Source organism: Pseudescherichia vulneris (genome assembly GCF_902164725.1).
Taxonomy (GTDB): domain Bacteria; phylum Pseudomonadota; class Gammaproteobacteria; order Enterobacterales; family Enterobacteriaceae; genus Pseudescherichia; species Pseudescherichia vulneris.
In genome coordinates this window covers 3223026-3247303 of record NZ_LR607338.1, presented here as the reverse complement: position 1 = coordinate 3247303, position 24278 = coordinate 3223026, and the positions used below count along the sequence as shown (strand labels likewise).

Below are 24278 nucleotides of genomic sequence, written 5' to 3'. Positions count from 1 at the left end.
CATTAGCCTTTGTCTGTCTGCATTTAGTCCGCTAAAAACAGCGGACCCATAGGCAATACCGGCAGTTCAAACCTGGCGGGGTAGTCTACCGCGACCAGGTACAGCCCTTCCGCTTTTGCCGTTGCCGCTGCAAGCCGACGATCCTTTGCCGCCAGCAGCTCTGCTATCCAGCTCTCCGGCTGGTTGTGGCTGCCTACTTCCATCAGGCTGCCGACAATGTTCCTGACCATATGATGTACAAAGGCATTGGCTTTGATATCGACCACCACATATGCACCGTAACGGGTTACGTTAATGTGCATCACGTTACGCCACGGCGTGCGCGACTGGCACTGTACCGCCCGGAACGAGGTAAAGTCATTCTCGCCAATCAGACACTGGGCCGCGCGGTGCATCCGCTCCGCGTCCAGCGGCTGATGGTAGTGCGTCACGCCCTGGCCAAGCACCGCCGGACGCAGACGATGGTTGTAGATGACGTAGCGGTAACGGCGAGCCGTGGCGCTAAATCGGGCATGAAAATCATCGGGCACATCTTTCACCCAGCGCACCGCAATGTCACCAGGTAAATTCGCATTTACGCCCAGCGTCCAGGCGGCGTCTTTACGCAGGGCGGTGGTTTCGAAGTGCACCACCTGCCCCGTGCCGTGCACGCCCGCATCGGTGCGGCCCGCGCAGAAGACCGAGATCGGCTCGTTCGCGACCTGCGAGAGCGCCTTCTCCAGCTTCTCCTGCACGCTGCGGACTTCGTTCTGCCGCTGCCAGCCGTAATATTTGCTGCCGTCGTACTCAATGCCCAGCGCGATCCGATAGACCGGCTTCTCCTGCACCTCTGACATCAGTAGAGATACTCCTGGACCAGCTTCTCGGCGATCTTCACCGCCATCAGCGCGCCGCCGAAGCGCACGTTGTCGGCAACGGACCAGAACTGGATCTGCTCCGGCATGCCGTAGTCGTTACGCACGCAGCCAACGGAGAGATGAGTACTACCGGAGGCATCTCCCACCTGGGTCGGAAACTCACCGGCTTCAGAGAGAACGATATCTTCGCCACGGGCAAAGGCGTCGCGTGCCTCTTCCGCCGCCAGCGGACGCAGGGCTTCAAAGTTAACCATCTGTGCGTGACCGTAGAAGACCGGCGCCTGGACGCTGCTAACGGAGATCATCAGACCGTCATCCTGCAGCACCTTGCGTACCTGGTCGACGACGCGACGCTCGTCAGGCACGCTGCCTTCGCCATCAACCCGCAGCGGCAGCATGTTGAACGCCAGCTGACGGCCAAAGTAGTCCTCTTCATCGACGGGAATGCCGTTGAGCAGCTTGGCGCTCTGCCCGGCCAGCGCATCTACCGCCGCCTTGCCCTGACCTGAGACCGACAGCAGGTTAGTCACGGCGATGCGCGACAGGCCACCCTCCTCAATCAGCGGCTTCAGCGCGGTCAGCAGCTGGCTGGTGAGGCTGTCGGCAACGGCAATCACGTTGCGATTGCGGTAGTCGGCCAGCACAAACGGGTTAACGTCCGGCACGACCAGCGGCACGTCCGGCTCCAGCACAAACAGGCCGCTGGCGTCGATCACCAGGCAGCCCGCGTTGGTCGCCTCTTCAATATAGGTAGCTGAAGCCTCCGCACCAGCCACGAAAAAGGCCAGCTGCGCCTGCGTCCAGTCAAACTCGGCGGCGTCCTGGACATAGATTGTTTTACCCACGTAGCGCAGGTCTTTACCGGCGCTCTCGTGACGGGCCAGCGCATACAGATCGCCCACCGGGAACTGACGCTCAGCAAGCGTTTCGAGCAGGGCTTCGCCGACAGCGCCGGTTGCGCCCAGGATGGCAATGTTCCAGCCTTCTGACATGGTGGTTTACTCCAGACAATAGCAGTACGCTCCCCGCAGCAGGGCGGAGAGCGAAAGAGAATAAGTTTAGTGCGTCGGGTGATAGACGGCGGTAAAACCGAGCTTGTGCAGCAGGCTTGCGGCCTCGGCGTCATCACACTGAATATAGAGCGATGACCACTCGCGGCGCTCAAGATAGTTTTTGCGCAGCTTATCAAACTCACCCGGGATGCCCGCCACTTTACGCAGGGGTGCATCGTCGCGGCGCACATCATACACTAAATGGGCCACTCTTTTCAGCGTTGGCTGATCGAGCGGGCCATGCAGGGTGATGCGGCCAAATTCCGGCGCGGGCAGCAGGGTATCGAGGGCAACCTGCTGGCGATGGCCGATAAACGCGCTAAAGGCTTCAAAGACCTGGGTGGTGCCGCGCGCCTTGCCCTCAAGCGTATAGCCTGCGATGTGCGGCGTACCGATGTCGACACGCTTGAGCAGCTCGACGTTGAGATCCGGCTCCGGCTCCCATACGTCCAGCACCACGCTGAGATCCTGCCCGGCCTCCAGACGCGTGAGCAGTGCGGCGTTGTCCACCACCCTGCCCCGGCAGGCGTTGATGAGGATCGCGCCCGGCTTCAGGGCACCGATCAGCGCGTCGTCGACAAGGTGCAGCGTTTTGTACGGCCCCTCCTTGAACAGCGGCGTGTGGAAGGTGAGAATATCAGCCTCGCGCACCAACTCTTCCAGCGGGCGGAAATCCCCCGCATCGCCGCGATCGGCACGCGGCGGATCGCACAGCAGGGTGCGTACGCCCCACGCCTCCAGCCGCGCCTGTAAACGCGACCCGACGTTGCCGACGCCGACAATGCCCACGGTGCGGTCTTTCAGCACAAAACCGTCGCGCTCGGCCAGCATCAACAGGGCGGAGAAGACGTACTCCACCACCGCAATCGCGTTGCAGCCCGGTGCCGCAGAGAAGCCAATCCCCGCCTCGCCCAGCCACGCCTGATCGACATGATCGGTTCCGGCGGTAGCCGTACCGACAAATTTAACGGCGGTCCCGCTGAGCAGTGACGCATTGACCTTAGTGACGGAGCGCACCATTAATGCCTGCGCGTCAGCCAGCTCGTCCTCGGGGATCGGGCGGCCAGGAACGGGTTTAACCTCGCCCAGACGGCTAAAGAGTTCGCGGGCATAAGGCATATTTTCATCAACGAGGATTTTCACGTTACGGTACCTGTATGAGAACGGGAGATAACGGCGCAAGTGTGCCATAATCTCGCCGCCAGGCATACTGACAATGCCGCAGACCGTTACGCGAGCCGCATAGGTAAGAGAGAAGGACAGAGATGATGCAACCCATTCAGGGTGCGCCGGCGCGCCCTCCCGGGCAAGAGCCGACCACCCCCACCACAGCCGCAGGCGACCAGCCCCTCTCCACCCAGCAGCGCACGGTGCTGGAGAGGCTGATTACCCGTCTGGTGGCCCTGACCCAGCAGCAGAGCGCCGAAGTATGGGCCGGGGTGAAGCACGATCTGGGTTTAAAAAACGATGCTCCCCTGCTCTCCAGGCACTTCCCTGCCGCCGAGCAGAGCCTGACCCAGCGCCTGGAGGGTGCCGTCCAGAATAACGCTAACCGCCAGGTGCTCTCGCAGCTAACGGAGCTGCTGGGCCAGGGCAACAATCGCCAGGCGGTGAGCACGTTTATCCGCCATCAGTTTGGCCAGACGGCGCTCAGCCAGCTCTCTCCCGAGCAGCTTAAAACCGTGCTGGTGATGCTGCAGAAAGGCGAGCTGGCGATCCCCCAGCCGCAGCAGCGCCCGGCCACCGATCGCCCGATGCTGCCTGCCGAGCACAATACGCTGAACCAGGCGGTCACCAAGCTGGCTGCCGCCACGGGTGAATCCAGCAAGCTGATCTGGCAGTCGATGATTGAGCTTTCCGGCGCGAAGACCGGCGAGCCGATCCCGGCCAAACAGTTTACCCACCTGCTGACCTGGCTGCAGGCGCGCCAGACGCTGAGCACCCAATCGGCACCGACCCTGCATACGGTGCAGTCGGCCCTGAAGCAGCCGTTGGACGCGCGCGAATGGCAGGGCATTCAGGATTATGCCCAGCAGACGTATCAGGTCACGCCGCAAACGGTGCTGACCACCGCCCAGGTGCAGGATCTGCTCAACCACATCTTCCTGCGCCGCGCCGAACGCAACGAGGCCCTGCTGGAGCCGCGTCATATCCAGCCGATCTACAACCCACTGTTCGCCCCGGTGATGGAGTCGTTCAAGTCGCTTTCTGCCCGTCCGGGCCTGATTGCCATCGCGCTGCTGGTAGTGCTGGCGTTGATCTGGCTGGTGATTTAACACGCACCTGACGCAGATAACCGGGATAAGAACGCAATTCTCTATTAGGCTTTTTATCTGACCTGGTTAAGAGGAGAGCGCGATGCGCAAAAAAGCATTGATAGTGGGTATCAGCGGCGTGATTGGACGCGCCCTGGCAGAGAAGCTGTTGGAAGAGGGCTGGGAAGTTACCGGTCTGTCACGCGGACGCGGCGACGTGCTTGCGGGCTGTACCAGCCTGACAGCGGATCTGACCGACGCGGCGGCGGTCAACGAAGCGCTGAAGTCGGTCAAACCGGATGCGCTCTTCTTTAGCGTCTGGGCGCGTCAGGAGAGCGAGAAAGAGAATATCCGCGTGAACGGCGCGATGGTGAAAAACGTCATTGAGGCGCTGGGTAACCGTCTGCACGGGGCGCACGTGGCGCTGGTCACCGGACTTAAGCACTATCTTGGTCCGTTTGAAGCCTACGGCAAAGGCGCTGTCCCGGTGACCCCTTTCCGCGAAGAGCAGGGTCGGCAGCCAGTGGAGAACTTCTACTATGCCCAGGAGGATGAGCTTTTCGCCGGGGCCGAGAAGTATGGCTATCGCTGGAGCGTGCACCGTCCGCATACCATTGTCGGCTATGCGCTGGGCAATGCCATGAACATGGGCCAGACGCTGGCGGTTTACGCCACCCTGTGCCGGGAAAAAGGCTGGCCCTTTATCTTCCCAGGCTCCCCTGAGCAGTGGAACGGCGTGTCGGACGTGACCGATGCTAGCCTGCTGGCCGAGCAGCTGGAATGGGCAGCCACCAGCCCGACAGCGGCCAACGAAGACTTCAACGCCGTTAACGGGGACGTGTTCCGCTGGAAGTGGCTGTGGCCGCGCCTCGCCGCCTATTTTGGTATTGAGGCCGCGCCCTACCCTGAGAAGATGATGCCTCTGGAGGGTCGGATGCTGGAAGCCGAGGCCGCCTGGCGGACGATTGCCGCGCACCATCAGCTGCGTGAGGCGGACATTAACAAGCTGGTTTCCTGGTGGCATACCGATGCCGACCTGGGCCGCCCGATGGAGGCCTTTACCGATATGAGTAAAAGCCGCAAGGCCGGGTTTATCGGCTATCGCAGCACGCTGGACGCCTTTACCGGGCTGTTTGATCGGCTCAAGAGCGAGCGGATTATCCCCTGATGCAGTGCCAGCCAGTCAGCGCAGCCGCTGACTGGCTTTACCCGCTACAGGTTCTCACCGTTGCTTCTGATCACCTCTTTGTACCAGTCGAACGATTTTTTCTTGCTGCGCGCCAGCGTGCCTTTCCCTTCATTGTCCTTGTCGACATAGATAAAGCCGTAGCGCTTTTTCATCTCGCCGGTGCCCGCTGAGACCAGGTCGATGCATCCCCATGGGGTGTATCCCATCAGATCGACGCCGTCTTCCTCTACCGCCTTCTTCATTTCGCGAATATGGTCGCCCAGGTAGGCGATACGGTAGCTGTCGTCCACCGTGCCGTCCGCTTCCAGCTTGTCGATAGCGCCAAAGCCATTTTCGACAATAAACAGCGGCAGCTGGTAGAGATCGTAGAAGTAGTTCAGCGAGTAGCGTAACCCCACCGGATCGATCTGCCAGCCCCAGTCAGAGGCTTTTACCCACGGGTTAGTCACCAGGCTTTTGGTTTCGTCATAGTCGAGGCGAGGGTTATCCTCGGTGGCTTTGGTGGCAAACGACATGTAGTAGCTAAAGCCAATGTAGTCGACGCAGCCGCGCTGCAGGATGCGCAGATCCTCTTCGGTCATATCGAGGTTGAACGCTTTTCGCGCAAAGTAGTTCAGGGTGTGTTTCGGGTAGTAGCCCCGAACGTGCACGTCGGCAAACCAGTAGCGACGATGCATGGCGTTGACCGACATCATCATGTCGTTGGGATCGCAGGTGAGCGGATAGACCGGACACATGGCGATCATGCAGCCAATCTGAAACTCCGGATTAATCGCGTGCCCGGCTTCCACCGCCAGCGCGCTGGCCACCAGCTCGTAGTGCGCGGCCTGATACATGATGTTCTCGCGATCCTCACCCGGCTTATAGTGCAGCCCCGAGTTGGTGAACGGCGCGAAATCCTCGTTGAAGTTGGCCTGGTTGTTGATCTCGTTAAAGGTCATCCAGTACTTCACTTTCTTCTGGTAACGGGTAAAGACGGCATTGGCAAAGCGAACAAAGAATTCAATTGTCTGCCGGTTGCGCCAGCCGCCGTATTCGGTGACCAGGTGATAGGGCATCTCAAAGTGTGAAAGGGTGATCACCGGCTCGATGTTGTACTTAAGGCACTCGTCGAAGAGATCGTCATAGAACTGCAGCCCGGCTTCGTTGGGTTCCAGCTCGTCGCCGCGAGGGAAGATACGTGTCCAGGCGATAGAGGTACGGAAGCATTTAAAGCCCATCTCCGCAAACAGCTTAATGTCCTGCGGGTAGCGATGGTAAAAGTCGATGCCTTCATGGTTTGGATAGTATTTCCCCTCAATGACGCCTTCGGTAATTTCTCGCGGCACGCCATGCCGCCCGGCGGTCATCACGTCGGCAACGCTAATGCCTTTGCCGCCCTCCTGCCAGCCGCCCTCCAGCTGATGCGCGGCCACCGCCCCGCCCCAAAGAAAATCTGCTTTAAATCCAGGCATCTGTACCCCCTCTTCGTTGGAATATAGGGGAGGATAGCAACCGATGCGGCAGATTGCCGGACGCGTGTCACATAATTGCCCATGGCTTTAGCCATAAAAAAAGGAGCCAGAGGGCTCCTTTTTACTTTGCCGGAGGGCAATTATTTGTTCAGCTTGCGCATCACCAGCGTAGCGTTGGTGCCGCCAAAGCCGAAGCTGTTGGACATCACGGTGTTCAGCTCACGCTCGGTCGTCTCGGTGACGATGTTCAGGCCTTCTGCTTTCTCGTCCATCTCTTCGATGTTGATGCTCGGGGCAATAAAGCCGTGTTCCAGCATCAGCAAGGAGTAGATGGCTTCCTGCACGCCCGCCGCACCCAGCGAGTGACCGGTCATGGCTTTGGTAGCAGAGATAGCCGGGCTGTTGTTGCCGAAGACTTCACGGATCGCACCCAGCTCTTTCACGTCGCCTACCGGAGTAGAGGTGCCGTGGGAGTTCAGGTAGTCGATCGGGGTGTCCAGACCGTGCATCGCCATCTGCATGCAGCGCACTGCGCCTTCGCCAGACGGAGCCACCATGTCAGCGCCGTCGGAGGTGGCACCGTAGCCCACGATCTCAGCATAGATTTTCGCGCCGCGTGCCAGAGCGTGTTCCAGCTCTTCCACCACCACCATACCGCCGCCGCCTGCGATCACGAAACCGTCGCGGTTAGCGTCGTAGGTACGGGAGGCTTTCGCCGGATCGTCGTTGTACTTGGTAGAGAGCGCGCCCATTGCGTCGAACTCACAGGCCATTTCCCAGCCCAGCTCTTCGCCGCCGCCAGCAAAAACGATGTCCTGTTTGCCCAGCTGGATCTGCTCAACCGCGTTACCGATACAGTGTGCAGAGGTCGCACATGCGGAGCTGATAGAGTAGTTTACGCCGTGGATTTTGAACGGCGTCGCGAGGCAGGCGGAAACCGCCGAGCCCATCGCTTTGGTCACGACATACGGGCCAACCGCTTTCAGGCCGCGCGGGCTACGCATTGCGTCCGCACCGAAGACCTGCGCTTTAGAAGAGCCGCCGGAGCCAGCAATCAGGCCCACGCGTGGGTTATTCTGGTAAACCTCTTCGCTCAGGCCAGCATCTGCGATGGCCTCCTGCATAGAGAGGAAGGCGTAGATGGCAGCATCGTTCATGAAACGCACCACTTTACGGTCAATCAGGCCCGTGGTGTCCAGTTTTACATTACCCCATACGTGGCTGCGCATACCGGAATCGTGAAATTCCTGGGAGAAAGTAATCCCTGAGCGCCCTTCACGCAGAGATGCGAGGACTTCCTGCTGGTTATTACCGATGCTGGAAACGATGCCCAAGCCAGTAATCACTGCACGTTTCATTCAATACCTCTGTAAGTCGCACTATTATAAGATTCGATTCGCAAGATAGCGTACAGTTGTACGCCGAACAAGTCCGATCAGCCAATTTCTGGAGAAATTTGCGCCAGCGGGCTGACATCGTTAAGATCGTGCCACTGCCTGCCACGCGAGTAACTTACGTGAAACAAACCGCTATACAATCTGCCAACCTCGAATTCAACGCTGAGGGTACACCTGTTTCCCGAGATTTCGACGACGTCTATTTCTCTAATGATAATGGACTTGAGGAGACGCGCCACGTTTTCCTCGACGGTAACCAGCTTGGCACCCGTTTTCCGCTGCATCCACGCCCGCTGTTTATCGTTGCCGAGAGCGGCTTCGGCACCGGGCTGAACTTTCTTACGCTGTGGCAGGCGTTTGATGCATTTCTGCTCGCACACCCGCAGGCTACGCTGCAAAGATTACACTTCATCAGTTTTGAAAAATATCCGCTAAAGGCGACGGATTTAGCCCAGGCGCACCGGCACTGGCCCGAGCTGGCACCCTGGGCTGAGCAGCTCCAGGCGCAGTGGCCTGCCGCCCTGCCGGGCTGCCACCGTCTGCTGCTGGCAGGCGGACGCGTTACGCTCGATCTCTGGTTTGGCGATATTAATACATTAACCGATGCGCTGGATGATTCCCTCAACCAGAAGGTTGACGCCTGGTTTCTTGACGGCTTTGCCCCGGCGAAAAACCCGGAGATGTGGACGCCGTCGCTGTTTAATGCCATGGCCCGTCTGGCGCGTCCCGGTGGCACGCTCGCGACCTTTACCTCCGCCGGCTTTGTCCGACGGGGATTGCAGGAGGCGGGCTTCACCATGCAAAAAAGAAAAGGGTTTGGCCGCAAGCGCGAGATGCTGATCGGCGAGATGCAGCAGACGCTGAACCCCGCCCCGCGCACGCCATGGTTTGCCCGCACCCCGGCGGCAGGTCAGGAGGCCGCGCTTGTTGGCGGCGGTATTGCCAGCGCCCTGCTCTCGCTGGCCCTGCTGCGCCGAGGCTGGCAGGTGACCCTCTACTGTGCCGACGATGCGCCCGCTCAGGGCGCGTCCGGCAATCGTCAGGGGGCACTCTATCCCCTGCTGAGCGCCCACGATCCGGCCCTGGCACGCTTCTTCCCGGCCGCCTTTACCTTCGCCCGCAGGCTGTACGATACCCTGCCGGTTGAGTTCGACCGCCACTGGTGCGGCGTCACCCAGCTTGGCTGGGACGAAAAGAGCCAGCAGAAGATTGCCCAGATGCTTAGCCTGGAGCTCCCTCCTGAGGTGGCCGTGGCGGTGGATGCCGAGGCGGTGAAGGCGACCACCGGAGTAGATACCGGCTGCGGCGGCATTCAGTACCCAGAAGGCGGCTGGCTCTGCCCGGCCCAGCTTACCGCCGCCGCGCTGGATCTGGCGCTCTCTCAGGGCCTGCGGGTGCGTTATCAATCCGAGGTGAACGCCCTCACTGCTACAGAGGCGGGCTGGCAGCTGACGTTTACTCAAGGCGAAAGCGCCTGCCATCAGACGGTGGTGCTGGCGAACGGTCACCGCGTCAATCAGTTTACCCAGACGGAGAACCTGCCGGTCTACGCCGTCGGCGGCCAGGTGAGCCACATCCCTGCCCGCCCCGGGCTGTCGGTGCTGCGTCAGGTGTTGTGCTATGACGGCTACCTGACGCCGCAGAATCCCGCCAACGGTGAGCACTGCATCGGCGCGAGCTACCATCGCGGTCAGCAAGAGGCGAGCTATAGCGAAGAGGATCAGCAGCATAACCGCCAGCGGTTAATCGACTGCTTCCCGCAGGCGGAGTGGGCAAAAGAGGTAGACGTCAGCGGCCAATCTGCCCGCTGCGGCGTACGCTGCGCTACCCGCGATCATCTGCCTATGGTGGGTAACGTCGCTGATTATGCGGCTACCGTGGAGAACTATGCCGACCTGGCCGATCACCAAGAGCGCGCTGTCGCTGCCCCGGTGCATGCGGGACTGTATATGCTCGGCGCGCTGGGTTCACGCGGGCTGTGCAGCGCTCCGCTGGCGGCAGAGATCCTGGCGGCGCAGATGAGCGACGAGCCGATCCCGCTGGAGGCTGAGACCCTGGCGGCACTAAATCCAAATCGTTTGTGGGTGAGAAAACTGCTGAAGGGTAAGGCGGTGAAACGCGTTTGAAAACCAGGCCCGGCAGGCTTGCGCCGCCGGGCGTGAGCGCAGCTTAGGCTTTGGCCTGCTGATAGAGCCTCTCCCACATCTCCAGCACCAGCACCTGATCGCGCGGAGAGAGTTCGCCGCCCTGAATCGCCTGCTCAAGGCTGGAGGTCACCTGGGCGTAAACCGCCTCCGGAGAGTGATCGTCACCGCTTTCCAGTACGGCGACGGCCAGCGTCAGGTGGCCGCTCAGGTAACCGCTGGCGAAAAGCTCATCGTCACTGGCGTGCTCAACCATGTCATCAATTAACGCCAGAATGCGTGATTCAAATTCCGCGATCATCTTCTTTCCTCTTTAAAAACCGTGGCGCTAGTTCAGATCGTCCGGCCACGGAAATTGTTCTGCCGTTAAAGACGGCGTGTGATAATAATTCTGTAACGCCTTGATAAAGCGGGCAGGACGCTCGGGGATCCCCTGCTCCAGCCAGGTCATCACCTGGGCATGTACCCGGCGCTGAAAGGCGATGCGATCCGGCTCGACGTCGCCTTCAAGGTTGTCGCAGCTGACGTTAAACGGGAAGCCCGCCGCCACACAGAAGAGCCATTCAAAAGACTGAGGCTTCACCTCAACGTCTTCAAACTGCCCCTGGGTTGCGGCATCGCGACCGTCCGGGCAGTACCAGTAGCCAAAATCGACCAGCTCCCGGCGTGCCTTACCGGCGACACACCAGTGTGAAATCTCATGCAGCGCGCTGGCGTAAAAGCCGTGGGCAAAAACGATCCGGTGATAGTCGACCTCGTCGTCAGCCGGAAGGTAGATAGGCTCGTCGTCGCCCTTCACCAGGCGGGTATTAAAATCGTCGGCAAAGCAGCCATTGAAGATCTCAATCAGCTGCTCGTAGCGGTGTGTCGTACTGCTCATGCGTGTATCCCCACCCAGTGGAGGATCTCCTGTCCGTGGCTGTCAAAAAGAAGTTTGGCGCTCATCACCGCCGAAACGATGACGATCATCGGGCGGATCAGCTTCTGCCCTTTACTCAGCACCAGCCGCGAGCCGAGGCGCGCGCCAATAAACTGTCCGGCAAGCATCACAAACCCGGTGGCCCATACCACCTTGCCGCCGATGATAAACAGCAGCAGGCCGCCGAGATTCGAGGTGGCGTTGAGCACCTTGGCGTGCGCAGTGGATTTTGCCAGGTTGAAGCCGCAGAGCGTAACAAACGCCAGGGCATAAAATGAACCCGCACCGGGGCCGAAGAAGCCATCGTAGAAGCCTACGCAACCGCCAGCCACCAGCGCAAACGGCAGACCGTAGAGTCGACGCTGGCGATCCTCTTCACCCAGCTTGGGCATCAGCAGAAAGTAGAGGCCGATACTGATGACCAGAACGGGCAGGATCTGACGCAGTATGTCGGACTGTACATGCTGTACCAGCAGCGCACCCGTCGTCGAACCAATAAAGGTCATCAGAATATTGAGCTTCTGATCGCCGAGCTTTACCACGCCACGGCGCAGAAAGTAGAGCGATGACGAGAGCGATCCACCGCAGGCCTGTAGCTTGTTGGTCGCCAGCGCCTGGGCCGGGGTCATACCCGCCGCCAGCAGCGCCGGAACGGTAAGCAACCCGCCGCCGCCGGCCAGAGCATCAATAAACCCGGCCAGCAGGGCGACGAAAAAAAGGACTGCCAGCAGCAGCGGAGAGACCAAAAAGAGATCGCTAAAATTTTCCATTAAAGTACATGCTCGTCCAGTAGCGCCTGACAGGAAGGCGGCAACGGCGGCGGTGTCTTCTTCTCAGGCTTCGTTGAGGCAGGTTTAGGCGGTTCAAACCAGCTTTGTAGCTCTGCGCCACAGCCGTCGCCCGGCGGCGGCAGAGGTTGATCGACGCACTCCAGGCTATCTGCCGGGCAGCGCAGGCGAACGTGCATATGCGCCCGATGCTGGAACCACGGACGCACCTTGCGTAGCCAGTCGCGATCGGTTCCTGCGTCTTCGCATAGCCGCTGCTTAATAGCCGGGTTAACAAAGATGCGTGTCACGTCGTTATCTTCCGCGGCCAGCTTAATCAGATGGTTGATTTCCGGCTGCCACAGCGAGGAAACTACGTGCTTGCCGTCCTGGGAAACCAGATCCAGCGCCTGGGGTTTCAGCAGCTGCGCCGCGGTCCAGCGCGTTTTCGGCAGCTGTAAAAAGATATCGACGTCCAGCCCGGTCTGATGGCTGGCGTGGCCGCCATTGAAGCGCCCCCCGGCAGGCATGCCCATATCCCCTATCAGCACCGTTCCGAGGTTGAGATTGTGCACCCGTCCGCTAAGGCGCTGAATAAACTGCACCAGGTCAGGGTGACCAAAATAGCGGCGCTGATCGGTACGCATTACCTGATAGGCGTCGGACTGGATCGGCAGCGCGCTCGCGCCGACGATACAGCCGTTGGAGAATGCGCCCACCGACTGCGCGCTACCGGCAATCGGATGGGTGATTTTTTGCCACGGCGTCGCCGCAAGCGTGGTATGGCTGGCGAGCACCGCCAGCAGCGCAATAAGCGTCTTTTTCATCGTTTACCAGCGTGGGATGGTCGTCGCCACGTCCGCGTTCTGCGCCCGCTGGCGCAGGAAGTGATCCATCAGGACAATCGCCAGCATCGCTTCAGCGATGGGCACGGCACGAATACCCACGCAGGGATCGTGACGGCCTTTGGTGATCATCTCCACCTCTTCCCCGGTGCGGTTGATGGTTTTTCCCGGCACGGTAATGCTGGAGGTGGGCTTCAGAGCGATATTGGCGACAATCTGCTGGCCGCTGCTGATGCCACCGAGAATGCCGCCCGCGTGGTTGCTGGTAAAGCCCGCGTGGGTGATCTCGTCCCGGTTTTGGCTACCGCGCAGGGCCACCGACGCAAAGCCTTCGCCAATCTCCACGCCCTTCACCGCGTTGATGCTCATCAGCGCGTGGGCAATATCGGCATCCAGACGATCAAATACCGGCTCGCCCAGCCCCGGCGGCACGCCGTCGGCAATCACGGTGATCTTGGCCCCGATAGAGTCGCCCTCTTTTTTCAGGGCGCGCATCAGTTCGTCCAGAGCTTCAATCTTGTCCGGATCCGGGCAGAAAAACGGGTTCTGTTCAACCTGGTCCCAGGCTTTGATCTCCAGCGGGATATCACCCATCTGGGTCAGGCAGCCACGAACGGTAATGCCCAATTTTTCCGCGAGGAATTTTTTGGCAATCGCCCCTGCCGCCACGCGCATGGCGGTTTCACGGGCCGAAGAGCGGCCGCCGCCCCGGTAGTCGCGCAGGCCATATTTCTGCTCGTAGGTGTAGTCAGCGTGGCCCGGACGGAAGACGTCCTTGATGGCACTGTAGTCCTGGGAGCGCTGGTCGGTATTCTCAATCAGCAGGCCGATGCTGGTGCCGGTGGTGACGCCCTCAAAAACGCCGGAGAGGATCTTCACCTGGTCCGGCTCGCGGCGCTGGGTGGTATAGCGTGAGGTGCCCGGACGGCGGCGATCCAGATCGTGCTGCAAATCGGCTTCGCTCAGGGCGATCCCAGGTGGTACGCCGTCGACAATGCAGCCGAGCGCCAGGCCATGTGACTCCCCGAAGGTAGTCACGCGAAAGAGTTGTCCAATACTGTTTCCTGCCATCACGGCTCCACTGTCTTTATTTAAATAGGCGTTATCGTTTTATTAATCTTTGTAGATGCTGAAGTGCTCCCGGGCCGCCAGCAGCTGCGCTTTAGTCAGCATAAAGACGCCGTCGCCGCCGTTATCGAACTCAAGCCAGGTAAAGGGCACCTCAGGGTACTGCTCTATCAGATGTACCATGCTGTTGCCGACTTCACAAATCAGCACGCCGTCGTCGGTGAGATAGTCCGGCGCACAGGCGAGGATGCGGCGCGTCAGCTTCAGACCGTCGCTGCCGGAGGCCAGACCCAGCTCAGGCTCGTGGCGATACTCGTTAGGCAGATCCGACATATCCTCTTCATCCACGTAGGGCGGATTGGTGACGATCAGATCGTACTGCACCTTAATCAGGTCGCGGAACAGATCGGAGCGGATAGGCGTCACGTTATGGATCAGACCGTGCTCTTCAATATTGTGCTCGGCCACGGCCAGCGCCTCGGTAGAGATGTCTACCGCGTCCACTTCTGCTTCCGGGAACTCGTAGGCGCAGGCGATAGCAATGCAGCCGCTGCCGGTGCACATATCCAGAATATGCTGTGGCTGGTGGTTGATAATGCCAGCAAAGCGGCTGGTGATGAGTTCGCCAATCGGTGAACGGGGCACCAGCACGCGCTCATCGACGTAGAATTCGTGGCCGCAGAACCAGGCTTTGTTGGTCAGATAGGCGACCGGGATACGCTCGTTAACGCGGCGGATCACACGCTCAACGATACGGTGGCGCTCGCTGGACGTCAGGCGCGCGCTGCGCATATCTTCTGGAATATCCAGCGGCAGGTAGAGAGTCGGCAGCACCAGCTGCACCGCTTCGTCCCACGGGTTGTCGGTACCGTGCCCGTACCAGATGTTTGCCGCGCTGAATCGGCTGACCGACCAACGTAACATGTCCTGAATGGTGTGCAGCTCACTCACTGCTTCATCGACAAATATTTTATCCACGCTATCCTCCGGGACATGTCTTGCTATAAATTCGGCGGCTAGTTTGCCATGAAGACGCCGATAAATCAGCATTCTCGCGCACGGCCAGCCGGAAAAAAGCATTTTGCCTGAACACAGAGCGCGACGAGTCGGGTAAACTGAAAAAAATCAGAAATGAGATGAATGAATGAAGAAGAAAACATCACTTAGCGAGGCGGACCAGACCCTGTTCCGCCAGTTGATGACCGGCACGCGCCAGATCAAGCAGGACACCATCGTGCACCGTCCCCTGCGCAAGAAAGTCAGCGACGTGTCGGTAAAACGACTGCTTCAGGAGCAGGCCGACGCCAGCCACTACTTTTCTGATGAATTCCAGCCGCTGCTCAACACCGACGGGCCGGTAAAGTACGTTCGTTCGGACGTGAGCCACTTTGAAGTAAAGAAGATGCGGCGGGGAGACTATTCGCCGGAGCTGTTTCTTGATCTGCACGGCTTAACTCAGCAGCAGGCCAAGCAGGAGCTGGGGGCGCTGATCGCCGCCTGCCGTCGGGAGCACGTCTTCTGCGCCTGCGTGATGCATGGTCATGGCAAGCATATCCTGAAACAGCAGACGCCGCTGTGGTTGGCGCAGCATCCACACGTGATGGCCTTCCACCAGGCACCGAAAGAGTACGGCGGCGATGCGGCGCTGCTGGTGCTGATCGAGGTAGAGGAGTGGCAGCCGCCAGAACTACCATAATGAAGTGCCTTAATACCGCAGCCGAACGCCAGAAATGACAAGAGCCGCATAAGCGGCTCTTTAGCGATGGCCAGGCAGCGTTAGATCGCCTTAGCCATTTTCAGGTTGCAGGGGCTAACCTGCCAGTTAAAGGTCCCCTTCCCTTCGCCGTCCAGCGTCACGCTGGCAATCGCAGAGGTCAGGAACATCGGCGGCGTCTCTGCCGGGCAGAGCTCGGAAACCAGGTAGCCGACCAGCGGCAGGTGAGAGATCACCAGCACCGAGGCGACGCCTTTACTGGCGAGCGCATGAAGATAGTCGCCAACCAGAGCCACGTCGCCGCCGGGTGTTAACTCAGGCAGCACATCAACGCTGTCCGGCAGGTTCATACACTCTCCTACCTTCTCCAGCGTCTGTTCAGCGCGCAGGAACGGACTGACCAGCACACGCTCAACGTTTACTTTTTGTCCCTTTAACCAGGTCGCCATTTGACGGGACTCATCACAGCCACACAGTGTTAAAGGACGTACCGAGTCACTGGCTGCTTCGAGAGCAGCGTCGCCGTGACGCATGATAAAAACTTGCATATTGCACCGCTTTTGTTAACCAGAAGCACTGATATCGCCCGAGCATAAACGCATCGGGAAACAGCAGTGGCCGGGCATTGTGCCTTATCCATTCGTCGAATGAAACGCTGTGTTTTACCTCAACGGCGTAACTCTCGTCAATCTCTGTTTATAAATTGAACAGCATTGACCTATTCAACGCCAGATTTACCCTTACCAGACCTTAACTTACCCGCTCGGCCTCCCTGTTCGGCCAGAACGTGATGCCGTGCTGCGCCATGTGTAACAAAATCTCACAGGGCATGAAACGATCCCCGTACTGGGTGGCTAAACGCTGCAGGGTCGCCACCACGTTGTCTGCCCCCAGACGATCCATATAGCGGAACGGCCCGCCCAAAAACGGCGGAAAACCGATGCCAAACACGGCGCCAATATCGCCATCGCGGACGCTTCTGATGACCTTCTCATCAATACAGCGTGCCGCTTCATTAAGCATCATCATGACGCAGCGTTCAGCCACCTGAGCTTCGGTTAAACGTGCGCTGCCTGCTGCGCCCACCAGCGGATAAATAGCCGGATCCACCTGTTTCTTGCTTGTACGCCCTTTCGCGTCATAAAGATAGAAACCACGGCCATTTTTTCTGCCTTTGCGATCGTCGTTCAAAATTGCGCTGACGACATTTGCTGGCGGTGAAAAACGTTCTCCATATGCCGCTTCAAGCACAGGTATAATTTTAGTGCCGGTATCGATTCCTACCTCATCCAAAAGTTGGATCGGGCCAACCGGGAAACCAAACTTTACCAGCGCGTTATCAATGTGCTCGACACGCTCACCCTCGGTCAGCATCCGCATCGCTTCGTTAATATAGGGGGCAAGGATACGGTTAACGTAGAACCCGGCCTTGTCCGCTACCACGATGGGCGTTTTCCCCTGCTTTTTCGCCAGCTTCACCGTAGTGGCGATGGTCTGTTCATCCGTGCCAGCGTGGGGAATAATCTCTACCAGCGGCATCTTCTCCACCGGACTAAAGAAGTGCAGGCCAATGACCTTCTCCGGACGCGCCGCGCGGGCGGCGATATCGCCAATCGGCAGGGAGGAGGTGTTGGAGGCGAAGATAGTGTGCGGTGCGCAGTGGGCTTCAACGTCGGCGACCATCTGCTGCTTCAGACTCAAATCTTCAAATACCGCCTCAATGACCACGTCCCGCTGAGAGAAGCCGCGATAGTCCGTTGCGCCTGAAATCATCGCCATCTGGCTGTCGCGTTCGCTGGATCTGATATGGCGGCGTCGCACTTTTTTATCAAGCTGCTGCCAGCTGTATTTCAGCGCATGGTTGATGCCCGTCGGGTTGATATCCTTGATGCGCACCGGTAGCCCGGCCTTGCTGGCGGTGACAAACGCAATGCCGCCGCCCATCAGGCCACCGCCCAGCACGCCCACTGACCGCAGCGGGCCGGATTCGACGCTGCTGCCCGGATCCTTTTTGATCTCGGTGGTGGCAAAGAAGATCTGCCGCAGTGCCTGGGACTCGGGCGTCATCGCCAGCTCGCCAAAGGCACGCGCCTCGGCCGTATAGCCGCTGCCTTTGCCCTGCGCCAGGCCGATATGAATAACGTCCAGAATGCGCGATGCCGCCGGATAGTTGCCGTGGGTCTTCTGCTGGGTCTTTTTGCCTATAAAATGGAAGAGCAGCGCCCGCCCAAGGGGGCCGGCGAGAATGCGCTCTTTTACCGGCAGCCGACGGCTCGCAGGTCGGCCCTTAAGCGCCAGCGCCGCCGCCGCCGCATCCAGTAAAATAGCATGAGGGACGACGTCATCCACCAGCCCCACCTTCCGCGCCTGGCGGGCCCGCAGCTGCTTGCCGGTGAGGATCATCTCCAGCGCCGTGCTGACGCCTACCAGACGCGGCAGACGCTGGGTTCCCCCGGAGCCAGGAAGTAGCCCCAGCTGAACCTCGGGCAACCCCAGCACCGTTTTCGCATCGTCAGTACAGACGCGCCCGTGGCAGGCCAGCGCCAGCTCAAGGCCACCGCCGAGGCAGGGCCCGTGAATGGCGGCAATCACCGGAATGGTGAGCGCGTGAATATCGGACATAATTTTCCGTCCCTCATACGCCAGCGCTTCGGCCTGCTGGGCAGTGGTGCAGCCGTCAATCATGTTGATATCGGCCCCGGCAATAAAGTTGTCCGGCTTGCCAGAGATAAACACCACGCCGCGCAGATCCTTATTGTCACGGATCGCTTTTATGATGGCGCGGACCTGGCTGCCAAACTCTGCCTTAAGGGTATTCATCTTCTCGCCGGGCACGTCGATCGTGACGACGGCGATATTGTCTGGCCGCACACTAAGGGTAAATGCGGAGGGGGTTGCCATTTCAATCTCCATGTCCATTATTCGGCCTCCAGAACCATTGCCGCACCCAGCCCACCGGCGGCACAGGCGGTCACCAGGCCAAAGCCGCCCCCGCGACGGCGCAGCTCGTGCAGCGTCTGGGTGATCATCCGCGCCCCGGTGGCGGCAAAGGGGTGACCGTAGGCAATAGAGCCACCGAGCACGTTAAACCGGCTCTCGTCGACCTCACCAATGGCGCGATCGCGCCCCAGCACCTCGCGGGCGAAGCGGTCGCTGGCCATCAGCTTCAGGTTAGCCAGCGTCTGGGCAGCAAAGGCTTCGTGCATATCAAACAGAGTCAGATCGCCAAGCGTGAGCCCGGCACGCTCCAGCGCCAGCGGTGTAGACCACGCCGGGCCAAGCAGCATGTCCTGCTTCACGTCAATGGCGGTAAAAGCATAGCTGCGCAGGTAGCCGAGCGGGGTTAGCCCCAGCTCACGGGCGCGGGATTCGGTCATCAGGATCACCGCCGCTGCGCCGTCGGTGAGCGGCGTACTGTTGGCGGCGGTGACCGTGCCGTGCTGTCGGTCAAAGGCCGGACGCAGCTTGCCGTAGTCGGCGAGCGACGCATTGGCCCGCACCGTATTGTCCTGAACAAAAGGCTCGCGATAAGGCGGCGCATAGGCAGTCATCACCTCTTCCGCCAGCCTGCCGTCGGCCCACGCCTGAGCGGCGCGCTGGTGGGAACGGTGAGCGAATACGTCCTGCTCCTCGCGGCTAATGCCATAGGTTTTCGCCATCTGCTCGGCGGTATCCCCCATACGTAGCCCGGTCGAGTACTCGGCAACCGCCGGCGGTACCGGAAGCAGATCGCGCAGGCGCAGGCGGGAGAGAAGCTTGAACTTTTGCCCGCCGGAGCGAGCCTTACTGAGATCGACCAGGGTGCGCGCCAGGGTTTTACTGACGCCAATCGGCAGAACGGATGAAGAGTCGGCTCCCCCGGCGATACCGGCGCGGATAGTTCCCGCCAGCAGGCTTTCGGCCACGTTCGCTACTGCCTGAAAGCTGGTGGCGCAGGCGCGGCTCACGCTGTAGGCATCGGTATGCACGTTCATCCCGGTGCCGAGCACAATTTCGCGGGCGATGTTAGGGGCTTCGGGCATTTGAACAACCTGACCAAAAACCACCTGCTCAATGATCTCTGGCGCAATTTCGCTGCGCGCCAGCATCTCACCCACGGCCATCTTGCCCAGTTCGATGGCGGTAACACCATGAAACGCGGTGGCCTGGCGGGCAAACGGGGTACGTAACCCGCTAACAATGGCTATACGATCGCCCTGACGGGTGACAAGCGGTAATGCCTGACTCATAACTCTCCCCTGTTGACATACTGCGCAAAGTGGTCTGACCTGCTAATAGTCTTAACCATTTTTTTACATTTAGCCAAGCGGAGAGGCGAAAAAATGCGAGGTAAAACACAGAGAAAAGTACAGATAACGCTCCCGGCAGCGGGAGCGTTAGAGGAAGATTAACGCAGGCCCAGCTGGAAGATCAGGGTTTCAGCTTCGCAGGCAAAAACGAAGTCGATATCGAGCTTAACCCCACCGTCAACCTCAGTGAAGGTTGGAGTAATCTCACACGGCTCAGACTCAACGCCGCGCGCTTTTTCCGTCAGCGCGGCCAGAGTCTCTTCGGCTTGGGCGCGATCGGCAAATACACGGCTGTAAGAGGCCGTGCAGTCGCTGTTGTCCATAATGGTGCCAACGTCCATACAGCAGCAAACGGGGGTTTCATCAGCACTGCATTTACTCATATTGAAAGTCCTCTCTCATTCGCACGTAGCGTGCCCGATAAATAGTGAGGCTATTTTACGCGCTGACGGTGACGGTCTCCAGTTGTTAGCGCTCCAAAAGTGGGTAAGTGACCGATATCACACTTAAAAATGATCTGGCGCAATAATCACCCTTTTACCTCATTGATGACCGTCCCGTTTTTGCCAGCCAGATCGCGTTTCCGTGATCACATTTGAAAATACTTATAAACATACTTGCAACATTCGGGCTGGTCAGACCTATACTCTCGCGACTGGTCTGATTTGTCTGTCGTAACTCAGACCCTACACTCCGCGCTCCTGTTACGACATGTAACATTTATTGTATAAAAATAAATTATGAGGTTATGGTCATGAGCCAGAAAACCCTGTTTACCAAGTCTGCACTCGCAGTTGCAGTGGCAATTGTCTCAACACAAGCCTGGTCAGCAGGCTTCCAACTTAATGAGTTCTCCTCCTCTGGCCTTGGCCGTGCCTACTCTGGTGAAGGCGCTATCGCTGATGACGCAGGCAACGTTAGCCGTAACCCCGCCCTGATTACGATGTTTGACCGCCCTACTTTCTCCGGCGGTGCCATTTTTGTTGATCCGGACGTGGACGTCTCCGGCGTCTCTCCGTCTGGCCGTAGCCTGGACGCGGATAACATCGCCCCGACGGCGTGGGTGCCTAACCTGCACTTCGTTGCGCCGATTAACGAGCAGTTTGGCTGGGGCGCGTCCGTCACCTCTAACTACGGTCTGGCGACTGACTTTAACGACAGCTACGCCGCAGGATCGATGGGGGGTACCACTGAGCTGGAGACCATCAACCTGAACCTCAGCGGTGCCTATCGTCTGGATAACCACTGGAGCTTCGGCGTAGGTTTTGACGCGGTATACGCTAAAGCGAAGCTGGAGCGCTACGCGGGTGACCTCGGCCAGCTCACCGCAGGCCAGCTGCGCCAGACCCCTGGCTTTACGTCCGCTACCCCGCAGGGTGCAGCGCTGCGCTCGATTGCTGGCTATGCCAACAGCCTGACCAGCGATACGCAGATTGCCTACCTGAAGGGTGATGAGTGGGGCTTCGGTTGGAACGCCGGGATTCTTTACGAGCTGGATAAAGACAACCGCTACGGCCTGACCTACCGCTCTGAGATCAAAATTGACTTTGACGGCGACTACCGCAGCAGCCTGAACCCGGCATTCAACAGCTTCCTGGGGCCGCGCGGCCTGCCTTCCGGCACCGGTGGCAACACCATCGACGGCGCGCTCAACCTGAACCTGCCAGAGATGTGGGAGATTTCAGGCTATAACCGCGTGGCACCGAAATGGGCCGTGCACTATAGCCTGGCCTACACCAGCTGGAGCCAGTTCCAGGAGCTGAAAGCGAAGAACAGCGACGGCGGCACCCTGTTCTATAAAGAGGAAGGTTTCCGTGACTCCTACCGCCTGGCGCTGGGTACCACCTACTATATGGACGACAACTGGACCTTCCGCAGCGGTATTGCCTACGATGACAGCCCGATCCCGGCTGACCAACGCTCTATCTCTATTCCGGACCAGGATCGTCTCTGGCTGAGCGCAGGTACCACCTACGCCTTCAATCAGGATGCCTCCGTGGACGTCGGCGTCTCCTATATGCATGGTCAGAAAGTGAAGTTTACCGAAGGCCCGTATAACTTCGAGTCTGAAGGCAAGGCCTGGCTCTACGGCGCGAACTTCAATTACGCGTTTTAATCAGAAACGCACATAAAAAAGGTGAACCTCGGTTCACCTTTTTTATTGCCTCGCGCCGGATTACTCGGCGTCGATATCCTGCAGATCGCCCTGGATCGCCTGCGCGTTCGGGTTCTCCTCTGGCTTCAGCTGTCCGCCGTTAGCAATAAAGTCATGCTGCTGGAAGTACGCCTCGCGCACCAGAATATAGGGATCGGAGGACTGGCGCAGCAGGCCGTCGGAGTCCAGCAGCTGGGCACGCGTCTCAACCCCCTCTACCGCCCACTTGCCTACCGAGAGCGGCCATGTCAGCCAGGAGAGCACCGGATAGAGCGTATCTGCTGCATCACCCCCGTCTTCACGCAGCGTGAAGCTGCCGTAAAAAGGCAGCTGCACATAAGGACCGTAGCCAACGCCATAGTGGCCCAGCGTGCTGCCGAAACGGCGCGGCACCGTGCGCTGCAGATCTTTGTTCGCCATACCCGCCACGTCGATAAAACCGCCCATGCCCAAAATGGTGTTCAGGAAGAAGCGGGTGAAGTGCTTCATCCCCTGGTAGGGATCGCCCTGCAGGAAGGAGTTCACCATGATGGCGGGCTCTTCAAGGTTGCTGGTGAAATTGCTCAGGCCGTTTCGCGCAGGCTGCGGCACGTAATCGCGCCAGGCGACCGCGACCGGACGCAGAACATAGGGATCTACCACGTTAAAGTTGAAGTTGTACATGGTGCGGTTGAACCCTTCCAGCGGATCCGAACGTCCCTGAGGCTCACCGGAATCAGAGCTGGCGCAGCCCACCAGTAGCGTCGTGCCCAGCGCAAGCGCCGTCAGGCGAAATTTCATAGATGTCTCCCTGTAAAATTTGGCGATGACTGAATGCCACCTGTGACGGCACAACTGCACCGCGCCCCGGCGAACGCCGTTGAATACGCAAGCGATTGTATCAGCACGTTTTAAGATGTCCATGCGCATGGAATAGCGCGTCGGTATGATTTCAGCATAGCCTGTCTTTAACTTTATTCTCTGTTTCGCTATCCATTTTAAACTTGCCCATAAAAAGCGCCGTTGCGATAGGTGCGCTTGCCAGCAAAATTAGCGGATACCGCTACGCTTATAGCATTAAAGTGAGTAACAGAAAGGTGACCCATCGTGGACGAATTAAAAGAAGATAAGATCAGCAAGGAATCTGAAGCGCTTTCGGAAGAAGAGATTGAGGTAGAGAGCGAGGAGAACAAGCGCGGCGAGGAGATAGAGGTAGATGAAGAGGAGCTCCCCTCACGTGCGATGGCAATCCATGAGCACATTCGTCAGGATGGCGAGAAAGAGATGGAGCGCGATGCGATGGCCCTGCTGTGGTCGGCTATCGCCGCCGGGCTGTCGATGGGCGCTTCGCTGCTGGTAAAGGGGATCTTTCACGTTAAGCTGGACGGTATTCCCGGCAGCTATGTTCTGGAGAGCTTCGGCTACACCTTCGGCTTTATTATCGTCATCATGGCCCGCCAGCAGCTGTTTACGGAGAATACCGTCACCGCCGTGCTGCCGGTGATGCAGAATCCGACCTGGAAAAACGGCGGCCTGCTGCTGCGTCTGTGGAGCCTGGTGTTGCTAGGCAACCTGATCGGCACGGCGATTGCCGCATGGGCGTTTGAGTATATGCCGATCTTTGATGAGGCTACGCGGGACGCCTTTGTTGAAATTGGTATGGAGGTAATGAAAAACACCCCTGCCGAGATGTTTGCCAATGCGATTATCTCCGGCTGGCTGGTCGCCACCATGGTGTGGATGTTCCCGGCGGCCGGTTCAGCGAAGATCGTGGTGATTATCCTGATGACCTGGGTCATTGCGCTGGCGGACACCACCCATATCGTGGTGGGCGCGGTAGAGATCTTCTACCTGGTCTTTAATGGCACCATCCCCTGGACCGACTTCCTCTGGCCTTTCGCCATACCGACCCTGGCGGGCAACATCTGCGGCGGCACCTTTATCTTCGCCCTGCTCAGCCATGCGCAGATCCGCAATGATATGAGCAACAAGCGCAAGGCAGATATGAAAGCCGAGGCGGAAGAAGCCAAAAAGAAGATGAATAAGGCGTAAATGGTGACACTTTAAGCAGTCGTGCGGCGCTGAGCTTAACGCGATGGACAAATAGCGTTATACTCGTGCCGCCTCGTCCCCTTAGTTAAATGGATATAACGAGCCCCTCCTAAGGGCTAGTTGCAGGTTCGATTCCTGCAGG

General features: G+C 58.9%; 22 protein-coding genes. 6 read left to right on the top strand and 16 right to left on the bottom strand.

Going from position 1 to position 24278, the window contains the following annotated elements; translation table 11 throughout:
* Nucleotides 1-23: 23 nt before the first annotated feature.
* From truA to pdxB, 3 genes are all read right to left on the bottom strand, one after another.
* On the bottom strand, nucleotides 24-836 hold the full coding sequence (gene truA / locus FN633_RS13525; protein ID WP_154058055.1) for a tRNA pseudouridine(38-40) synthase TruA: 813 nt from the start codon (nucleotides 834-836) through the stop codon (nucleotides 24-26).
* Entirely contained in the window at nucleotides 836-1849 is a 1014-nt protein-coding gene (locus FN633_RS13520; RefSeq protein WP_154058054.1) for an aspartate-semialdehyde dehydrogenase, read from the bottom strand. The genes truA and FN633_RS13520 overlap by 1 nt, the downstream gene beginning before the upstream one ends.
* A gap of 66 nt (nucleotides 1850-1915) precedes the next feature.
* On the bottom strand, nucleotides 1916-3052 hold the full coding sequence (pdxB, locus tag FN633_RS13515) for a 4-phosphoerythronate dehydrogenase PdxB (protein WP_154058053.1): 1137 nt from the start codon (nucleotides 3050-3052) through the stop codon (nucleotides 1916-1918).
* A 125-nt stretch (nucleotides 3053-3177) separates the two neighbouring features.
* On the opposite strand from pdxB, the gene flk reads away from it, so the two are divergent.
* Complete coding sequence (gene flk / locus FN633_RS13510; RefSeq protein WP_154058941.1) at nucleotides 3178-4185, top strand: flagella biosynthesis regulator Flk; 1008 nt, start codon at nucleotides 3178-3180, stop codon at nucleotides 4183-4185.
* 82 nt (nucleotides 4186-4267) lie between these two features.
* Nucleotides 4268-5332, top strand: coding sequence for an SDR family oxidoreductase (locus FN633_RS13505; RefSeq protein WP_154058052.1), 1065 nt, complete (start codon nucleotides 4268-4270; stop codon nucleotides 5330-5332).
* A 44-nt stretch (nucleotides 5333-5376) separates the two neighbouring features.
* Here the strand turns inward: FN633_RS13505 and FN633_RS13500 are convergent, their stop codons facing one another.
* Both FN633_RS13500 and fabB read right to left on the bottom strand, forming a co-directional pair.
* Complete coding sequence (locus tag FN633_RS13500) at nucleotides 5377-6807, bottom strand: 6-phospho-beta-glucosidase (protein WP_154058051.1); 1431 nt, start codon at nucleotides 6805-6807, stop codon at nucleotides 5377-5379.
* A 140-nt stretch (nucleotides 6808-6947) separates the two neighbouring features.
* On the bottom strand, nucleotides 6948-8165 hold the full coding sequence (gene fabB, locus FN633_RS13495; protein ID WP_154058050.1) for a beta-ketoacyl-ACP synthase I: 1218 nt from the start codon (nucleotides 8163-8165) through the stop codon (nucleotides 6948-6950).
* Nucleotides 8166-8323: 158 nt separating this feature from the next.
* On the opposite strand from fabB, the gene mnmC reads away from it, so the two are divergent.
* Nucleotides 8324-10330: a bifunctional tRNA (5-methylaminomethyl-2-thiouridine)(34)-methyltransferase MnmC2/FAD-dependent 5-carboxymethylaminomethyl-2-thiouridine(34) oxidoreductase MnmC1 gene (gene mnmC, locus FN633_RS13490; RefSeq protein WP_208674113.1), complete on the top strand. Its 2007-nt coding sequence runs from the start codon at nucleotides 8324-8326 to the stop codon at nucleotides 10328-10330.
* 43 nt (nucleotides 10331-10373) lie between these two features.
* Here the strand turns inward: mnmC and FN633_RS13485 are convergent, their stop codons facing one another.
* The 6 genes from FN633_RS13485 to prmB are packed head-to-tail and all read right to left on the bottom strand — an operon-like array spanning nucleotide 10374 to nucleotide 14925.
* Nucleotides 10374-10649, bottom strand: coding sequence for a YfcL family protein (locus FN633_RS13485; protein WP_154058048.1), 276 nt, complete (start codon nucleotides 10647-10649; stop codon nucleotides 10374-10376).
* A 27-nt stretch (nucleotides 10650-10676) separates the two neighbouring features.
* Nucleotides 10677-11228, bottom strand: coding sequence for an elongation factor P hydroxylase (locus FN633_RS13480; RefSeq protein ID WP_154058047.1), 552 nt, complete (start codon nucleotides 11226-11228; stop codon nucleotides 10677-10679).
* Nucleotides 11225-12037, bottom strand: a complete 813-nt coding sequence (locus tag FN633_RS13475) for a sulfite exporter TauE/SafE family protein (protein WP_042389502.1) — start codon at nucleotides 12035-12037, stop codon at nucleotides 11225-11227. Before FN633_RS13475 ends, FN633_RS13480 begins: the two co-directional genes overlap by 4 nt.
* Nucleotides 12037-12861, bottom strand: coding sequence for a penicillin-insensitive murein endopeptidase (gene mepA, locus FN633_RS13470; RefSeq protein WP_042389501.1), 825 nt, complete (start codon nucleotides 12859-12861; stop codon nucleotides 12037-12039). Before mepA ends, FN633_RS13475 begins: the two co-directional genes overlap by 1 nt.
* A 3-nt stretch (nucleotides 12862-12864) precedes the next feature.
* Nucleotides 12865-13950 (bottom strand): chorismate synthase, encoded by a 1086-nt coding sequence (aroC, locus tag FN633_RS13465; RefSeq protein WP_154058046.1) that lies wholly within the window; start codon nucleotides 13948-13950, stop codon nucleotides 12865-12867.
* A gap of 42 nt (nucleotides 13951-13992) precedes the next feature.
* Complete coding sequence (prmB, locus tag FN633_RS13460) at nucleotides 13993-14925, bottom strand: 50S ribosomal protein L3 N(5)-glutamine methyltransferase (protein WP_042389499.1); 933 nt, start codon at nucleotides 14923-14925, stop codon at nucleotides 13993-13995.
* Nucleotides 14926-15091: 166 nt separating this feature from the next.
* On the opposite strand from prmB, the gene smrB reads away from it, so the two are divergent.
* Entirely contained in the window at nucleotides 15092-15643 is a 552-nt protein-coding gene (smrB, locus tag FN633_RS13455) for an endonuclease SmrB (RefSeq protein ID WP_154058045.1), read from the top strand.
* Between the two features lie 80 nt (nucleotides 15644-15723).
* On the opposite strand, the gene sixA is transcribed toward smrB, so the two are convergent.
* The 4 genes from sixA to FN633_RS13435 form a co-directional block, all read right to left on the bottom strand.
* A complete protein-coding gene (gene sixA, locus FN633_RS13450) occupies nucleotides 15724-16209 on the bottom strand; it encodes a phosphohistidine phosphatase SixA (RefSeq protein ID WP_154058044.1) in 486 nt (161 codons plus the stop codon).
* A gap of 202 nt (nucleotides 16210-16411) precedes the next feature.
* Nucleotides 16412-18562 carry a fatty acid oxidation complex subunit alpha FadJ gene (gene fadJ / locus FN633_RS13445; protein ID WP_154058043.1) on the bottom strand — a complete coding sequence of 717 codons (2151 nt, stop codon included), beginning with the start codon at nucleotides 18560-18562 and terminating at the stop codon, nucleotides 16412-16414.
* 17 nt (nucleotides 18563-18579) lie between these two features.
* Entirely contained in the window at nucleotides 18580-19890 is a 1311-nt protein-coding gene (gene fadI, locus FN633_RS13440) for an acetyl-CoA C-acyltransferase FadI (protein ID WP_154058042.1), read from the bottom strand.
* Nucleotides 19891-20048: 158 nt separating this feature from the next.
* On the bottom strand, nucleotides 20049-20333 hold the full coding sequence (locus tag FN633_RS13435) for a YfcZ/YiiS family protein (protein WP_154058041.1): 285 nt from the start codon (nucleotides 20331-20333) through the stop codon (nucleotides 20049-20051).
* A gap of 371 nt (nucleotides 20334-20704) precedes the next feature.
* Here FN633_RS13435 and fadL point away from each other — a divergent pair, with 371 nt between their 5' ends.
* The gene (gene fadL / locus FN633_RS13430) at nucleotides 20705-22066 is read left to right on the top strand and encodes a long-chain fatty acid transporter FadL (RefSeq protein WP_154058040.1); all 1362 of its coding nucleotides are present in this window, start codon (nucleotides 20705-20707) and stop codon (nucleotides 22064-22066) included.
* A 60-nt stretch (nucleotides 22067-22126) separates the two neighbouring features.
* Here the strand turns inward: fadL and mlaA are convergent, their stop codons facing one another.
* Nucleotides 22127-22885 carry a phospholipid-binding lipoprotein MlaA gene (gene mlaA, locus FN633_RS13425; protein ID WP_042389492.1) on the bottom strand — a complete coding sequence of 253 codons (759 nt, stop codon included), beginning with the start codon at nucleotides 22883-22885 and terminating at the stop codon, nucleotides 22127-22129.
* A gap of 306 nt (nucleotides 22886-23191) precedes the next feature.
* On the opposite strand from mlaA, the gene FN633_RS13420 reads away from it, so the two are divergent.
* Complete coding sequence (locus FN633_RS13420) at nucleotides 23192-24136, top strand: formate/nitrite transporter family protein (protein ID WP_154058039.1); 945 nt, start codon at nucleotides 23192-23194, stop codon at nucleotides 24134-24136.
* The last annotated feature ends 142 nt before the right edge of the window (nucleotides 24137-24278 follow it).

What these genes read in the sequence shown, in the direction of transcription:
- truA (WP_154058055.1), bottom strand. Translation starts at nt 836, where the DNA reads ATGTCAGAGGTGCAGGAGAAGCCGGTCTATCGGATCGCGCTGGGCATT.
- FN633_RS13475 (WP_042389502.1), bottom strand. Translation starts at nt 12,037, where the DNA reads ATGGAAAATTTTAGCGATCTCTTTTTGGTCTCTCCGCTGCTGCTGGCA.
- FN633_RS13500 (WP_154058051.1), bottom strand. Translation starts at nt 6,807, where the DNA reads ATGCCTGGATTTAAAGCAGATTTTCTTTGGGGCGGGGCGGTGGCCGCG.
- mepA (WP_042389501.1), bottom strand. Translation starts at nt 12,861, where the DNA reads ATGAAAAAGACGCTTATTGCGCTGCTGGCGGTGCTCGCCAGCCATACC.
- fadJ (WP_154058043.1), bottom strand. Translation starts at nt 18,562, where the DNA reads ATGGCAACCCCCTCCGCATTTACCCTTAGTGTGCGGCCAGACAATATC.
- FN633_RS13505 (WP_154058052.1), top strand. Translation starts at nt 4,268, where the DNA reads ATGCGCAAAAAAGCATTGATAGTGGGTATCAGCGGCGTGATTGGACGC.
- FN633_RS13435 (WP_154058041.1), bottom strand. Translation starts at nt 20,333, where the DNA reads ATGAGTAAATGCAGTGCTGATGAAACCCCCGTTTGCTGCTGTATGGAC.
- FN633_RS13480 (WP_154058047.1), bottom strand. Translation starts at nt 11,228, where the DNA reads ATGAGCAGTACGACACACCGCTACGAGCAGCTGATTGAGATCTTCAAT.
- FN633_RS13485 (WP_154058048.1), bottom strand. Translation starts at nt 10,649, where the DNA reads ATGATCGCGGAATTTGAATCACGCATTCTGGCGTTAATTGATGACATG.
- fabB (WP_154058050.1), bottom strand. Translation starts at nt 8,165, where the DNA reads ATGAAACGTGCAGTGATTACTGGCTTGGGCATCGTTTCCAGCATCGGT.
- fadL (WP_154058040.1), top strand. Translation starts at nt 20,705, where the DNA reads ATGAGCCAGAAAACCCTGTTTACCAAGTCTGCACTCGCAGTTGCAGTG.
- mlaA (WP_042389492.1), bottom strand. Translation starts at nt 22,885, where the DNA reads ATGAAATTTCGCCTGACGGCGCTTGCGCTGGGCACGACGCTACTGGTG.
- fadI (WP_154058042.1), bottom strand. Translation starts at nt 19,890, where the DNA reads ATGAGTCAGGCATTACCGCTTGTCACCCGTCAGGGCGATCGTATAGCC.
- flk (WP_154058941.1), top strand. Translation starts at nt 3,178, where the DNA reads ATGCAACCCATTCAGGGTGCGCCGGCGCGCCCTCCCGGGCAAGAGCCG.
- smrB (WP_154058045.1), top strand. Translation starts at nt 15,092, where the DNA reads ATGAAGAAGAAAACATCACTTAGCGAGGCGGACCAGACCCTGTTCCGC.
- sixA (WP_154058044.1), bottom strand. Translation starts at nt 16,209, where the DNA reads ATGCAAGTTTTTATCATGCGTCACGGCGACGCTGCTCTCGAAGCAGCC.
- aroC (WP_154058046.1), bottom strand. Translation starts at nt 13,950, where the DNA reads ATGGCAGGAAACAGTATTGGACAACTCTTTCGCGTGACTACCTTCGGG.
- FN633_RS13520 (WP_154058054.1), bottom strand. Translation starts at nt 1,849, where the DNA reads ATGTCAGAAGGCTGGAACATTGCCATCCTGGGCGCAACCGGCGCTGTC.